We start from the raw sequence: 13,321 nt of genomic DNA on the forward strand, positions 1-13,321 counted from the left end.
ATAACCTCACTTTTTCACCACAAAATAAGATAAAAATGAATCTAACAAATCGGGTGAAAATTCATCCGGCAACTTACTTAATGCCTCTTGACTTTTACTAACAGTCTCATCTAATTTTTGAATTGCTCCATTAATTCCCAACAAATTTACATACGTATTTTTATCAACATCATCCTGATTTTCAAGGTTAGGAGCATCTTTAATATCATCAAATATTTGAAATGCTAGCCCAAAATTCCAAGCAAACGCAGATAAACATTCCCGACTTGCTTTATCAGCATCAGCAATGATCGCCCCTGCTATAACACAATAATGAAACAGCTCACCGGTTTTGTTTCTATGTAAATGCATTAATTCATCCAGATTCAAATGTTGGTTATCTGAACTAACATCTACAGTTTGACCAGCTACCATTCCATCTGGACCAGCAGCATGGGACAATAACTGAATCAATTGAACTCTTTTTACAGCTGACAAATCAGCTCTTGAAAGCCAGTTAAACGCTAACGTCAACAATCCGTCTCCAGCTAAAGTTGCAATATCAGCGCCAAATTTTTTGTGATTGGAGAGTTGACCACGACGATAATCATCATTGTCCATGGCTGGTAGATCATCATGAATTAAAGAATAGGTATGAACTAACTCAACCGCAGAACTGGTTTTAATGGTGGACTCGTCAACTTCGTAATTCAAAGTTTTTAGGGTGGCTAACGTCAATAATGGTCGTAATCGTTTTCCACCAGCCATCAAAGAATATTTCATGGCATCTACAATTAATTTTATCGAGCTCGACTTATCAATGTTTGTTTCTAAAGTTTGATCGATTTTCGGAATATATTTATCTTTAAATTCTGAAAGAGTTTGTTTATTGGGTGTCATCACTGTCTCCACCTTGTTGATCACGATCAAATGGGATTTCATTATCACTGTCATCCATCATTTTAGTAAGCGTTTTTTGTGCATTTGAAAGTGTCTTTTGCATTTCGTTACTTAACTCAACTCCATCTTTAAATTCTGAAAGGGCTTTTTCTAAAGGTACGTCCCCCTGTTCAAGTTGATTAACAATTTCTTCTAATTTATCCATATTTTCTTCAAAAGTTGGTTTTTTATCTGCCATTATTTACAGTCTCCTTTAAGTCCAACATGATCAACGGTTGCACTAGCGCTTCCATCACTGAACTGAATACGAATGTGTTCATCCCTTTTTAAATCCTTAGCCGACTTAACTAATTTATCATGATCGTTTGTAACCATCCCATATCCAGAACTCATTAAACGTAGTGGGCTTAGATGATCGAGTGCACTGACGTTTGAATTTAACTGATTCCGTTTTGTTTTCAAAATCACTTGAACGGACTTTTTCATCGATTCAAGATAATAATTAACCTGTTTTTGGTTTGCATTGATGCTATGAACCGGTGAGTTTAATTTTAGTTGTTCTAAATAAGCTTGAAGTTGATTATGGTAATGATTTAGTAAATCTTTCATGTTAGTACCCAGTTTGGTATTTAAAGTATCTAATTGCTGGACATAGGATTCATAAAGACGTTCGGGCTGGTTAAAAACGTAAGAATTCATTACTTTATCGTATTGTGACCTCGAACGGGCCAAAATGTTATCCATGGCATTATAAATCCTAGTCTGTTTAGTCTTTAAATCAAGAATTACATCACTAAGCACAGGAACTGCCAACTCCGCAGCTGCGGTCGGGGTTGCTGCCCGTTTGTCAGAAACTAAATCAGCAATCGTTGTATCAGTTTCATGTCCAACTGATGAAATCACTGGAATTTTACTATTATAAATAGCTCTTGCGACAATTTCTTCATTAAATGGCCATAAATCTTCAATAGAACCACCACCACGACCAATAATAAGAGTATCGAAGCCGCCAATTTCGTTGACTCGGTTAATTTGATGAGCGATCTCACTCGCTGCATTCTCACCCTGAACAGCTGCTGGAAACAAAACAATTTGAGCAATCGGGAATCTCCGTCTAACGGTGGTGATGATGTCCTTAATAACTGCACCACTTTGAGACGTGACTACGGCAATTCTCTTAGGATACATTGGAAGAGGTTTTTTATGAATTTCCTCAAACAAGCCCTCTTTGGCAAGTTTATTTTTTAACTGTTCGTAGGCTTCATAAAGTTGACCCACTCCATCCGGTTCCATGTGATCAATATAAAACTGATACATTCCGGTTTTTTCATACACGGAAACATGTCCAGTAACAAGGACTTTCATTCCCTCTTTTGGCATGAATTTAACCTTAGAGAAGGCCGATTTAAACATGGTAACGTTAATTTTTGAGTTGTCATCCTTTAAACTAAAATATTGATGAGTTGGTCGCAAGCGAAAGTTGGAGATTTCACCGGTAAGGTAAACTCGTCCTAGGTATGGGTCAACGTCAAATTTCTTTTTGATATACTGCGTCAAAGCTGATACAGTTAAATATTTACTTGCCACTCTTTTTGCTCCATTCACACATATCAACCGTTTGTTGCATCAAGGTTGCGATTGTCATTGGTCCTACGCCACCCGGCACCGGAGTGATATATTCGATATTGTCACTTTTTGATTTGTATTCGACGTCGCCAGCCAATTTACCATTCTCATCCATATTTTGACCAACATCAATAACAACGGCACCTGGTTTAAAATCATCATCATTTAATATGGCATACTTGCCGACCGCTGAAATAACTACATCAGCTTGCTTCGTGTACTTTGAAACATCATCAGTGTGACTATGAACGTCAATCACAGTTGCATCGGCGTTAAGCATCAAAGCTAACATTGGCTTTCCAACAATTGAACTACGGCCAACAATCACAACGTTTTTACCATCTAAGTCAATATGGTACTCCGATAGTAAAGTCATAATGCCCTTCGGAGTACATGCAACCGGGTAATTCTCCTTAAGATTAAGAAATAACTTACCGACATTAACGGGATGAAAACCATCCACATCTTTTGTAGGATCAATTGCCTCAATCACTTTGTCTTCGTTAATATGATCAGGAAGTGGCGATTGAACTAAGATTCCATTGATTTCAGGGTTCTCATTCAAACTTCTCACAATTTGGATCAATTCGTCTTGCGTGGTTGATTCAGGTAAAGCTTTCTTAATGGAATAGATGCCTAACTCTGTTGCCTTTTTTTCTTTGCTTCGAACATATCTTTGACTTGCCTGGTCATTTCCAACGATTACTACCGCTAATCCTGGAGTAATTCCAGCTTGTTTTAGTTTAAAAACTCGCTTTTTTGTTTTTAAGTTCAGGTCTTTTGCAACCTTTCTGCCATCAATTATGCTAACCACGAAAACATCTCCCGATACATTATTATTAGTACAATTTTAGCATATTATTTTTGTTCTAGCTAAATGTAAAAAAATAAGAACCCATCACGGGTTCTTATTTTTCAATCGCACTATCTAAAACGCCATTAATAAAGTTTCGTGACTTATCATCACAAAACTTTTTAGCTAATTCTAAAGCTTCATTAATGGCAACCTTATTTGGCGTTGCTTCTTCATACTTAATTTCATACAGCGCAATTCTTAAGATAATTAGGTCAGCTTTACTAATTCGATCAATCGACCATTTATTCGCTAAGTGATCCGTAATGATCTTATCAAGTTCACTCTTATGCTCTCTTACCCCATTAACGATTTCCAAGTAATATTCTGGTGCCCTTACATCTTCATTAGTAAGATAATCAAAAAATTCACTTGGTTCAACAGCATCATTACTTTCCATCGCAAATAAGGTTTGAAAAGCTAACTCTCTAATTTGATGTCGACTTATTTTCACTTTTTATCCTCATTATCGAATAATTTATCAGTATCAACTTTACCAGTACTCTTTGGAGGAATCATTCCTTCAACGTGAACATTTACGGAACCGATACGAAGGTCAGTCATAAACAACAACTGTTGTTTTACTTGATTTTGAATCTCTAAAGCAACTTTAGGAACCGAAACCCCGTAATTTAGGTATACAAAAATATCAACATTCAATTTGCCATTCTCAATTGCTAATCTGATGCCCTTACCGCGCTCTTTTCTTCCAAATAATTCGTTAACACTGGAAGAAAAACTACCACGCATCCGGTTAACTCCTTCAACTTGCACGGCCGCAATTCCAGCAATGACCTCAATCACACGAGGTGCAATTTTAATCGACCCTAGGTCTGATTTCTTATTGTCGAGTGTAATGAAACTTTCGTCTGCTGCCATAATATAACCCCCAATTGGCTAAACAATCAGATCCTTCTGACCATTATGCCCGAGAAATGTAAGTACCGTCATCAGTATTGATCACTAACTTATCACCCTTATTTACAAAGAATGGAACTTGAAGCGTTAAACCAGTGGTCATAGTAGCAGGTTTTGATCCACCAGAAGCAGTATCACCCTTAATTCCAGGTTCAGTATCCGCTACTTCAAGTGTGACCGTCTTAGGCACTTCAACTCCCAGAGTTTCACCGCCATACTGAATAACTTGAACTTCCATATTCTCTTGTAAGTAGTTCATTTCTTCTTTAACTTGCTCTCTTGGAATCGTTAGTTGTTCATAATTATCCATGTCCATAAAGACAAGGCCACTACCATCATCGTAGAGGTATTGCATCTTTTTGGTTTCAATGTTAGCTTTTTCAACTTTAGCACTAGCTCTGAAAGTCTTTTCCTGAACGGCTCCCGTCCTTAAATTCTTTAACTTAGTACGAACAAATGCTCCACCCTTACCGGGCTTTACGTGTTGAAAACTAACAATCTTCCAGATGTTATTGTCAGCTTGAATGGTCATACCATTTTTTACTTTTACAATTGAAATTGACATTTTCATGCCTCCCACATATTTATGTTCCTATCATATCAATATCGATCACGTAAAAGCAAGTTACGATATTGATAAAAAAAGAGACCCCTGCATTAACGCTAGGCCTCTTTGGATTTACTTAGTTGCTACTTCTGCTTCAGGGTAAACAGAAACTTGACGTTTGTCACGACCTAAACGTTCGAAACGAACAATCCCATCAACTAAAGCAAATAATGTGTCATCTCCACCACGTTTAACGTTCTTACCTGGATAGATATGAGTTCCACGTTGACGGTATAAAATTGTACCAGTTGTTACTGATGAGCCATCAGCAGCTTTAGTCCCTAAACGACGTCCAGCTGAGTCACGACCGTTAGATGATGAACCACCGGTTTTATGGTGAGAGAAAAATTGTAGATTCATTTTTAACATGCGTTTACACCTCCAAATTAAAAGTGTTATTTTACTTCAACGTAATTCGAATACTGTTTTGAAATATCCATAAGTCCATTCATAAAGCTTTTAAGTAACGTTTGGACCTTAACATCATTCAAATGTTCAACCGGAATCTTAACTTGGAGATATCCTCCATTTTTTTCATCCTGTTCTACATATGGATCAATGTCACAAACGGTAATTAACCCGTTCACAGAAGAAATTGCTAACGCTGATACTGCTGCACAGACGATATCATGCCCATACTCACCAGAATCAGCGTGGCCAGTCACTTTAAATCCAGTTATTAAATTATGATTTAAATCAAATGTAGCTTTAATCATACGACTTAAGCGTTAATCTTGTTGATAGTAACCTTAGTATAAGGTTGTCTATGACCCTTCTTTGATTGAGCACCCTTTTTAGGTTTGTATCTAAAGATACGGATCTTCTTACCCTTACCTTGCTTATCAACTTTTCCTTCGACTGAAGCACCATCGACTAATGGTGAACCAACCTTAGGGGTTTTGCCACTAACAAAGACAACATCATCAAAAGTAACCTTGTCACCTTCGTTAGCATCAAGTTTTTCAACAAAGATGGCTTCACCTTCAGAAACTTTGTATTGCTTGCCACCTGTTTCAATAATTGCGTACATGTAGTGCACCTCCTTATAATTTGCTTAGACTCGCCAGTATTAAGTGCCCACTGGGCTTTAAAACTCAAACTGAGCGGTTGTAGCTGTGGAAGTCCACAATTACAACATCATAAGTATATAAAAATTAATGTTATAAGTCAAATAAAAAAAGGACACGCCAGATATTAAGCGTGTGCCTTTTTTCGAGATGTCGCAGGAGCGATTCGAACGCTCGACCTACGGTTTAGAAGACCGTTGCTCTATCCAGCTGAGCTACTGCGACATAAACTCAAACAACAAGAATAATTATATTGAATATCGAACTATAAGTCAATGGTTTTTAGTACATTGCTTGATTTAATGATCATTTAAAACCAGCTTTAAATCATCTTGCAGTAGACTATTAAATCTATCGATGATTGTATCTGGGCTAAAGCCTAAATCAACAATGCCGAACTTTAAGAATAAAGTCCAAGCGTGCTTATATCCAATCTTGCTTTTCTCATAATAACTTTTTAGTAACATATTCAGCATCGACAAATACAAAGAATTAAGGTCGTCAGTCTTTTTCATTCCTGATAACTTATTTAACATCTCATCATCCACAGTAATCACATCCACCCAACTTTGTAGGTTAGCAATTAGCAAAAAATCCCTGAAAGTCCTAATGTAACTTTCGAGCTGGTTGTCACGATTATTCTCAGAACTAGTGATGTCCGTTTTAAGCATCCCAGAATTTTTAGCCAATTCAGAAAAGTGAATGTCTAAAGAAACATAAGAACTTGAAACATGAGTTCCAGGTTTCCAAATTGTTTGATTCTTAGCATCTAACTGCCGATATAAGTTGACTGTGTCCGAAACCATTTTGTTAATATCCATTATTGTTTTGCCACTCCTTAATTTGTTGTTTAATTTGAGTAATTTCTTCGGGATGTTGAACTAAATCATACCAAGTAACGTCCATCTTGTTTCTAAACCACGTTAGTTGTCTCTTAGCGTAGTGTCTTGAGTCTTGCTTAACATCTTCTACTACTCGATCCAAACTTTCGTTACCATTGAAATAAGGGATGAATTCTCGATACCCAATTCCCTTACTAGCAGGAATTTTACTCCCACCATTTTCAAAAAGCCATTTATTTTCTTTAATTAACCCGTTTTCCATCATCTGGTCTACTCGTTGATTAATCCGCTGGTATAGGACATCACGACGCGTATTAAGTCCCACAATCAATTCATCATACTGCTGTCCCTGATTATCCTGCTTGGAAATTGGTTTTCCACTAACAAGGTATACTTCGAGAGCCCGTAAAATGCGTCGTGTGTTTTGCATAGGTGTCTTTGATGCCGTTACGGGATCAACCTGATTTAATTTATCCCACATTTTCATTGGACCAAATTCGTTAAGTTCATTAATCAATGTTGCTCTAATTTCAGGATCATTCTTACTTCCTAAATTTAATCCCCTTAAGAGTGAATTAAGATAAAATCCAGTGCCACCAACAATAATTGGAAGATGCCCTCGATTCGTAATTTCCTTAATTAATTTTTCAGCAGCTTCAACAAAATCAACCACCGAATATTGTTCGTCAACATCAATGATGTTTATTAAATAATGAGGAATTCCCTGTTGCTCCGTTCGAGAAATCTTGGCAGTCCCAATATCTAGATGACGGTAAACCTGCATTGAGTCGCCAGAAATAATTTCTCCATTAAACTGTTTTGCAATTTTAATTGATAAGTCCGTTTTTCCAACAGCCGTTGGACCAACAATCGCTAATAATTTGTTCATAAATTCACCTAATTAATGATGTTCTATACTGGATATATTAGCGCAAATAACGCATAATAGACAAGTAGATAATAAAAAAGGAGGCAATGACTATGAGTAAATTTACACAAGGATTTACTACGGGAGTTGCAGCATGTATTGGAATCGCTGCAGGAGTTTGGCTTTCATTCAAGAAAACGGTGGTTCAACCAATGGAGGAACAAGAGTCCAAAATTAATGAAAACCGTAAAAGAGCAAACAGAAAAAGTCATTCAGCTCATTTAAGTTAATTATTAATAATAAAAAGAGAACTCGATCGAGTTCTCTTTTTATTTAGCCCTTTTTAATTTTGCCATCCCATCGCTGGTAACCCTCGTTAAGAATTGAAATATTTTTAAAACCCTTTTTATGAAGGAATTTGGCAACTTTCATACTCAAAGTCTTATTCTGATCGTACAAATAAACTGGTAGATCTGGTCTCAGTTCTTGATAAAAACTTCGAAAAGTTGAATATGGCATGTTTCTTGAACCAAGAATATGACCATCATTAAAAGCTTTACTTTCACGTAAGTCAATAACTTGCGATTTGCGAATCCCACTTTGAAATTCATCTTCATTTAAAAACTTACAATAACGTTTGGCCATTAAAATAGTAAATTCATGGTATAACCACCAAATTAACAGAACCACTCCTAGAGTGATCAGAAAATAAAGAACTGAAACTATCACACTACTCAATTAAAATCTCTCCAATACTTTTATCTAAATTGTAATGCTAACGAAGCTGCACCAATTACCCCAGCATCATTACCCAACTGAGCTAATTTAACTTTAGTTGAATCTCTAATTGATGGAAAGGCATTTTCCTGGAAATATCTAGTAGTTGGTTGAAGCAAAGTGTTTCCAGCATTAGAAACTCCACCACCAATAATGATACTTGCTGGGTTCAAAGTATTTCCAATATCAGATAAGGCTAGTCCAAGGTAAAAACAAATCTTATCCACAACCTGATTAGCAAAGATGTCGCCATTATCTGCTAGGTAAAAAACCATTTTTGAAGTGATTTTTTCATCAGTATTTTCGAGATCCTTTAACCGTGAATGTCCCTTAAAATCTTTAGACATATCCTTAGCTACGTGAACAATTCCAGTTGCTGAAGCGTACTGTTCTAAGCAACCTCTTTTGCCACAGGTACAAAGGTAACCATTTGGTTGAACAGCAATGTGTCCAACTTCACCTGCTCCACCATTAACACCATGAAGGAGTTTACCGTTAGCAATTACTCCACCACCAACTCCAGTTCCTAACGTAACAAAGACTACGTCGTCTTCAGTACTACCTGCACCCTTCCAGTATTCACCTAAGGAAGCCACATTGGCATCATTGTCTAATTGAAATGGTAATCCAACCCCATTCTGAATCAATTCTCGAACTGGTTGTTCATCCTTCCAGTTAAGGTTAAAAGCTTCGGAAACTGTCCCCTTTTCACGGTTTACAGTTCCTGGTGTTCCCATTCCAATTCCAACAAAATCATTAATGGTTTTGTCAGAATCCTCGATATGTTTGTTGATTGACTTAACAATGTTCTCAACGATGTGAGCGCCCTTATCACTAGTATCAGTGAGTACTCTCCATTTATCAAGAACCTCACCATTTTCGTCCAAAAAAGCCATTTTAGTAGTGGTACCACCTAAGTCAATCCCAATCAAATTCTTTGCCATTCTATAGACCTCCCGTCTCATTTTTAGATTTTAAGTTTTTTTCTTCAATCCTGTGTTCACGTGTTAATACTAGTTTTGCGGATGTAAACTCTCGATCACTAACTACATGAGCATCATGAAGATGGTCGAGTTCTAAGGCCATTACTTCAATATCCCAAAGTCGTTTACCGACATATACATATATTCCAAATTTTTTTAACAGTTGTTGAACATCATATAGAGTTGTCATTTTAATCATCATCCTAAATTAACTATGTACAACGTGTCAACGAACAGAACCTAAATAGTACATTATTATTATACCAATAATTAAAGCGGTTGCATAAAATAATCTCATAATTTTATCTAAATTGATATTGTGCTTTAATCCTACAACAAAACTAATCAGGTAACCACCAATGAATCCGCCAATATGACCAAAAATATCAATACCAGGCGTAAAGATATCAAATACAAGGTTAATTACTACAAAAAGAATAAACGTCTTTGCAGTACTTCTGACAAATGAATCACCACGATACTGAAAAGCAATCATCAAAAAGGCACCGAATAATCCAAAAATAGCGGTACTGGATCCTGCTGAAATTCCACTTCCAAACGCGAAGCTCATTAAATTTCCACAAAATCCTGCAACCATAAAAATGACAAAATATCTTAAATGACCAACGATTGGTTCAATTAATTTTCCCAAATAATATAAGGTGATTCCATTAATTAAAATATGTTGAAAACCAATATGAACAAAAATGGGAGTAATTAGACGCCACCACTGACCATCTTTTACTAAGGGGTTATATTGTGCACCAAACTTTAGTAGATTAACGGTATTCTCTGAGCCACCACTTAAAGTCATCATTAAATATACAACTACCATGATGAACAGTAATAAGTACGTTACCCAGGGATAATTATTGACTCTTTTAAGTTTTTGTTTGATCATCTTAAATCCTCTAAAAAATAATCCGATCCAATCTAACGTCAAATGGATCTGGCTTCCAATTTAACTCAGAAACGATTTGTGCTTTTTGGGCCAGTGAAACCTTATAGCCGTCAAATCGAGATAAATAACGATCATAAAATCCCGCACCATAACCAATTCTCTGATTACTATCAGGATTAAAAGCAACTCCTGGAACCACTATCAAATCAATCAAATTACTGATGATCGTCTTTCCATTAACGGGCTCCCAGATCCCAAACTTAGTCTTTTGAAACTTTAAAGTATGGCTAAGCTCAACAAACTCCATCTGATGCTTAGGAAGTGTATGAGGAACCACCACCTTTTTCCCATCATTTAAAGCCGCAAAAATTATGGGAGCTGTAGGAATCTCAATGGCGGTATTCATGGTTGTGGCAACCACCTTGGCGTTCTGCCATTCTTGAAGGTCAAAGAGCGCTTCATACAACCCATAAAAGAATTGATCCGATGGCTTAGCATTTTTCATTCTTTTTAAAACCAATTCTCTAACTTTATTTTTATTCATTTACATCACCCATTAATTTTATAATAAAAAAGATTTTGGGTAAAAACCCAAAATCTTATTTTGTTTCGCGATGTAAAGTAACTTTTCTATCACGTGGGCAATACTTTTCTAATTCTAAGCGATCGGGATTATTTCTACGACTCTTAGTTGATAAGTAATTGCGTTCGTGGCATTCAGTACATTCCAAAGTGATATGAACACGCATGTCAAATACCTCCAAACATATTCGTTTTTTATAACTAATTCAACAATCATAATACTAACATCTTTAGCACTATATATCCAGTCTCATTTAAAGAACGTTAAGTAATTTTACTTAACAGTATTTTATGGCTTATTCTGAACATCATCCCAGTATGCTTGATAAATTTGTTTAGCAAGATTCAAATTATTACTTTCAGCGTCAACCGGGAGATTAGGAATGGCTAATGCAACCACTACCTGTGGATCCTTTGATGGTGCATAGGAAGCCAAACTCAGAGTAACAGTTGGTTTTCCATTGTAAAATGTTTGGGCAGTACCCGTCTTAGCAGATACTTCGGGAGATAGGCTTGACAAATCTCCACCGGTTTTATATTTATTGGTACCATGAACTACTTGATACAATCCCTGGGTAACAACGTTTCGTTCTTGTTGTGTCATTGGAATTTCATTTAACACCGTTGGCATCGTCGTATTCTGAACAGCTCCAAGTTGTCCGTTCTTGGTATTGGTTGATCTTACATTTTGAACCACATGTGGCTTCAAACGATATCCGCCATTAGCAATGGTGGACATGTATTGGGCTAATTGAATCGTAGTGTACGAATCATAGTTACCAAATGATTCATCCAAAGATTTCCCAATATTAGCAAACGTTGATGGTCCTTGAATGCCAGCAGTTTCACCCGGTAGATCAATCCCAGTCTTAACACCTAAACCAAATTGATTGAAGTAGTTTCGTTCGATGTTAAAAATGTTGGGACTCATGTTAAGTGATCCTCCCGCTTTATACCTGAAGCCCCCTTCTTTCATAGCAAGTTGCATCATGTAAGAGTTAGAGGAAACCTCTAGAGCACCCTGGGCGTTAACCGGCATATTGGCCTCACCATTTTTGTTAAACCAAGAACTCTTTTTAGCTCCACCAATATCAATTGGCATATCTTCCATTGTACTGTTATTCGGTGTAATAACCTTATCCATTAGGGCACCTGAAACCATCGCACCCTTAACAACCGATCCCATTACAATGGCACTGTTGATGGTTCCTAATTCGTTTGGTGTTACTTTACCAGTCTTAGGATCACGGTTAACACCAGCCATTCCAATTACCGCACCGGTCTTTGGGTTCATAACAACGGCATAAGCTCCCGTTGAATCACCAACGCCACCAGACTCTGCACCCTTAACCAAATCTTGGAGTTTATTTTGAAACTTAGAGTTAATGGACAACTGAAGATTCTGGCCCCGTTGGCCTGGATACTTCTTAACTTCTTTAACAATTTTGTTATCCCCTCCAACTTTAACCTCGGTCTGAGACTTAGAGCCACGTAAAATTGGTTCATATTGTTGTTCCAAATTACTTTGTCCAACTGAATCATTTCTTGAATACCCTTCAGCTAAAAGTTCATTAACCCGATCAGAAGGTAACCCAGTTTTACTAGATGAAACATTTCCAACAATACTTTGAATCTCGTTTCCAGATGGATAATCACGAGACCAACTTGTTCCAACCTGAACTCCAGGCATTTCAGAAGCATGTTCACCAACTTCAGCAATTTCTTTGTTACTTACACCATCCGTTTTAATGTTGGTAGTTGATAATTGATAAGCCCCACTCATTTCCGTAAAAATAGCAGCTGCGTTCTTCATTCGAGGAGTAACCTTTACAATTTTCCCATTCTGGATCATATCTAAAGCTTTATTGTAGGCTGCTTGTGGCGCTAACTTTGTTCCATTAGGAACTTCCTTAGTAGCGTTTGTAAGGTTAGTCTTATCGGCCAAGTAATATTCACCAATTTGCTTTTTAGTAAGCCCTTTAGTTGGGAGGGTGATGTAACTCCCAAGTTTATTGGCATCATTATAAATCTCCTGAGGCATTACGCTTAATCCTTTAGTATAGGTGATGGCCCGATGAGTTTTGTTACCAACTAAAACTTTCCCGGTTGAGTCATAGATCATCCCCCGCGGAACATTACCATACTTAACTGAATTATCGCTCTGATTAACATCAGATTTATAAACTGATCCTTGAAAAATCTGCATGTATGCTAGTCGAAATACTAAAACTGCAAACAATATTCCAACAATTGCGAAGATAAAATTCAGTCGAAATGGAATTTTGGAATTACCGTTTCGCCGGCTCGAATCCCGACTCCTTCTTCTAAATAACCGATCAAAAAAGTTTCTCACGATGCTAACGCTCCTTAACTAATTAATAACTCGAATTCATCACTTATGGCGCTTTTCTTAATTTA

General features: G+C 36.9%; 20 protein-coding genes, 1 tRNA gene and 1 other annotated feature. Of the genes, 1 reads left to right on the top strand and 20 read right to left on the bottom strand.

Features of this window, described 5'->3' with window-relative positions:
* Positions 1-6: 6 nt before the first annotated feature.
* The 13 genes from AC6UD4_RS03370 to miaA form a co-directional block, all read right to left on the bottom strand.
* On the bottom strand, positions 7-879 hold the full coding sequence (locus AC6UD4_RS03370; protein WP_500693698.1) for a polyprenyl synthetase family protein: 873 nt from the start codon (positions 877-879) through the stop codon (positions 7-9).
* On the bottom strand, positions 866-1,117 hold the full coding sequence (locus tag AC6UD4_RS03375) for an exodeoxyribonuclease VII small subunit (RefSeq protein ID WP_500693697.1): 252 nt from the start codon (positions 1,115-1,117) through the stop codon (positions 866-868). The genes AC6UD4_RS03370 and AC6UD4_RS03375 overlap by 14 nt, the downstream gene beginning before the upstream one ends.
* The gene (gene xseA / locus AC6UD4_RS03380) at positions 1,117-2,466 is read right to left on the bottom strand and encodes an exodeoxyribonuclease VII large subunit (RefSeq protein ID WP_500693696.1); all 1,350 of its coding nucleotides are present in this window, start codon (positions 2,464-2,466) and stop codon (positions 1,117-1,119) included. Before xseA ends, AC6UD4_RS03375 begins: the two co-directional genes overlap by 1 nt.
* Entirely contained in the window at positions 2,456-3,319 is an 864-nt protein-coding gene (locus AC6UD4_RS03385) for a bifunctional 5,10-methylenetetrahydrofolate dehydrogenase/5,10-methenyltetrahydrofolate cyclohydrolase (protein ID WP_500693695.1), read from the bottom strand. Before AC6UD4_RS03385 ends, xseA begins: the two co-directional genes overlap by 11 nt.
* A 94-nt stretch (positions 3,320-3,413) precedes the next feature.
* Entirely contained in the window at positions 3,414-3,812 is a 399-nt protein-coding gene (gene nusB, locus AC6UD4_RS03390; RefSeq protein WP_500693694.1) for a transcription antitermination factor NusB, read from the bottom strand.
* Entirely contained in the window at positions 3,809-4,237 is a 429-nt protein-coding gene (locus tag AC6UD4_RS03395; protein WP_500693693.1) for an Asp23/Gls24 family envelope stress response protein, read from the bottom strand. Before AC6UD4_RS03395 ends, nusB begins: the two co-directional genes overlap by 4 nt.
* Positions 4,238-4,280: 43 nt before the next feature.
* Complete coding sequence (gene efp, locus AC6UD4_RS03400; protein ID WP_039143941.1) at positions 4,281-4,841, bottom strand: elongation factor P; 561 nt, start codon at positions 4,839-4,841, stop codon at positions 4,281-4,283.
* A 114-nt stretch (positions 4,842-4,955) separates the two neighbouring features.
* On the bottom strand, positions 4,956-5,252 hold the full coding sequence (rpmA, locus tag AC6UD4_RS03405; protein ID WP_010021538.1) for a 50S ribosomal protein L27: 297 nt from the start codon (positions 5,250-5,252) through the stop codon (positions 4,956-4,958).
* Positions 5,253-5,278: 26 nt separating this feature from the next.
* On the bottom strand, positions 5,279-5,599 hold the full coding sequence (locus tag AC6UD4_RS03410) for a ribosomal-processing cysteine protease Prp (protein ID WP_500693692.1): 321 nt from the start codon (positions 5,597-5,599) through the stop codon (positions 5,279-5,281).
* A 5-nt stretch (positions 5,600-5,604) separates the two neighbouring features.
* Complete coding sequence (rplU, locus tag AC6UD4_RS03415) at positions 5,605-5,913, bottom strand: 50S ribosomal protein L21 (RefSeq protein ID WP_500693691.1); 309 nt, start codon at positions 5,911-5,913, stop codon at positions 5,605-5,607.
* 16 nt (positions 5,914-5,929) lie between these two features.
* Positions 5,930-6,002, bottom strand: a sequence feature (ribosomal protein L21 leader region).
* A 99-nt stretch (positions 6,003-6,101) separates the two neighbouring features.
* A tRNA-Arg gene (locus AC6UD4_RS03420) sits at positions 6,102-6,175 on the bottom strand.
* A gap of 74 nt (positions 6,176-6,249) precedes the next feature.
* Positions 6,250-6,771, bottom strand: a complete 522-nt coding sequence (locus tag AC6UD4_RS03425; RefSeq protein ID WP_500693690.1) for a hypothetical protein — start codon at positions 6,769-6,771, stop codon at positions 6,250-6,252.
* The gene (miaA, locus tag AC6UD4_RS03430) at positions 6,761-7,681 is read right to left on the bottom strand and encodes a tRNA (adenosine(37)-N6)-dimethylallyltransferase MiaA (RefSeq protein ID WP_500693689.1); all 921 of its coding nucleotides are present in this window, start codon (positions 7,679-7,681) and stop codon (positions 6,761-6,763) included. The genes AC6UD4_RS03425 and miaA overlap by 11 nt, the downstream gene beginning before the upstream one ends.
* A 92-nt stretch (positions 7,682-7,773) precedes the next feature.
* Between miaA and AC6UD4_RS03435 the strand changes: the two genes are divergently transcribed.
* Positions 7,774-7,950, top strand: a complete 177-nt coding sequence (locus tag AC6UD4_RS03435) for a DUF3042 family protein (protein WP_500693688.1) — start codon at positions 7,774-7,776, stop codon at positions 7,948-7,950.
* 43 nt (positions 7,951-7,993) lie between these two features.
* Here the strand turns inward: AC6UD4_RS03435 and AC6UD4_RS03440 are convergent, their stop codons facing one another.
* From AC6UD4_RS03440 to AC6UD4_RS03470, 7 genes are all read right to left on the bottom strand, one after another.
* Positions 7,994-8,398 carry a rhodanese-like domain-containing protein gene (locus AC6UD4_RS03440; RefSeq protein ID WP_500693687.1) on the bottom strand — a complete coding sequence of 135 codons (405 nt, stop codon included), beginning with the start codon at positions 8,396-8,398 and terminating at the stop codon, positions 7,994-7,996.
* Positions 8,399-8,418: 20 nt separating this feature from the next.
* A complete protein-coding gene (locus AC6UD4_RS03445) occupies positions 8,419-9,381 on the bottom strand; it encodes an ROK family glucokinase (protein ID WP_500693686.1) in 963 nt (320 codons plus the stop codon).
* Position 9,382: 1 nt separating this feature from the next.
* Positions 9,383-9,610, bottom strand: coding sequence for a YqgQ family protein (locus AC6UD4_RS03450; RefSeq protein ID WP_010021549.1), 228 nt, complete (start codon positions 9,608-9,610; stop codon positions 9,383-9,385).
* A gap of 36 nt (positions 9,611-9,646) precedes the next feature.
* The gene (locus AC6UD4_RS03455) at positions 9,647-10,321 is read right to left on the bottom strand and encodes a rhomboid family intramembrane serine protease (protein WP_500693685.1); all 675 of its coding nucleotides are present in this window, start codon (positions 10,319-10,321) and stop codon (positions 9,647-9,649) included.
* Positions 10,322-10,331: 10 nt separating this feature from the next.
* Entirely contained in the window at positions 10,332-10,865 is a 534-nt protein-coding gene (locus AC6UD4_RS03460) for a 5-formyltetrahydrofolate cyclo-ligase (protein WP_500693684.1), read from the bottom strand.
* Positions 10,866-10,920: 55 nt separating this feature from the next.
* Complete coding sequence (rpmG, locus tag AC6UD4_RS03465) at positions 10,921-11,070, bottom strand: 50S ribosomal protein L33 (protein WP_500693683.1); 150 nt, start codon at positions 11,068-11,070, stop codon at positions 10,921-10,923.
* 122 nt (positions 11,071-11,192) lie between these two features.
* Complete coding sequence (locus AC6UD4_RS03470; protein WP_500693682.1) at positions 11,193-13,256, bottom strand: peptidoglycan D,D-transpeptidase FtsI family protein; 2,064 nt, start codon at positions 13,254-13,256, stop codon at positions 11,193-11,195.
* Between the last annotated feature and the right edge of the window lie 65 nt (positions 13,257-13,321).

Source organism: Fructilactobacillus sp. X3R5C2, assembly GCF_059901175.1.

Bases quoted from the DNA above. Each gene is read 5' to 3' on its own strand.
- AC6UD4_RS03370 (WP_500693698.1), bottom strand. From the start codon at position 879: ATGACACCCAATAAACAAACTCTTTCAGAATTTAAAGATAAATATATT.
- AC6UD4_RS03375 (WP_500693697.1), bottom strand. From the start codon at position 1,117: ATGGCAGATAAAAAACCAACTTTTGAAGAAAATATGGATAAATTAGAA.
- AC6UD4_RS03395 (WP_500693693.1), bottom strand. From the start codon at position 4,237: ATGGCAGCAGACGAAAGTTTCATTACACTCGACAATAAGAAATCAGAC.
- efp (WP_039143941.1), bottom strand. From the start codon at position 4,841: ATGTCAATTTCAATTGTAAAAGTAAAAAATGGTATGACCATTCAAGCT.
- rpmA (WP_010021538.1), bottom strand. From the start codon at position 5,252: ATGTTAAAAATGAATCTACAATTTTTCTCTCACCATAAAACCGGTGGT.
- AC6UD4_RS03410 (WP_500693692.1), bottom strand. From the start codon at position 5,599: ATGATTAAAGCTACATTTGATTTAAATCATAATTTAATAACTGGATTT.
- rplU (WP_500693691.1), bottom strand. From the start codon at position 5,913: ATGTACGCAATTATTGAAACAGGTGGCAAGCAATACAAAGTTTCTGAA.
- AC6UD4_RS03425 (WP_500693690.1), bottom strand. From the start codon at position 6,771: ATGGATATTAACAAAATGGTTTCGGACACAGTCAACTTATATCGGCAG.
- miaA (WP_500693689.1), bottom strand. From the start codon at position 7,681: ATGAACAAATTATTAGCGATTGTTGGTCCAACGGCTGTTGGAAAAACG.
- AC6UD4_RS03435 (WP_500693688.1), top strand. From the start codon at position 7,774: ATGAGTAAATTTACACAAGGATTTACTACGGGAGTTGCAGCATGTATT.
- AC6UD4_RS03445 (WP_500693686.1), bottom strand. From the start codon at position 9,381: ATGGCAAAGAATTTGATTGGGATTGACTTAGGTGGTACCACTACTAAA.
- AC6UD4_RS03450 (WP_010021549.1), bottom strand. From the start codon at position 9,610: ATGACAACTCTATATGATGTTCAACAACTGTTAAAAAAATTTGGAATA.
- AC6UD4_RS03455 (WP_500693685.1), bottom strand. From the start codon at position 10,321: ATGATCAAACAAAAACTTAAAAGAGTCAATAATTATCCCTGGGTAACG.
- AC6UD4_RS03460 (WP_500693684.1), bottom strand. From the start codon at position 10,865: ATGAATAAAAATAAAGTTAGAGAATTGGTTTTAAAAAGAATGAAAAAT.
- rpmG (WP_500693683.1), bottom strand. From the start codon at position 11,070: ATGCGTGTTCATATCACTTTGGAATGTACTGAATGCCACGAACGCAAT.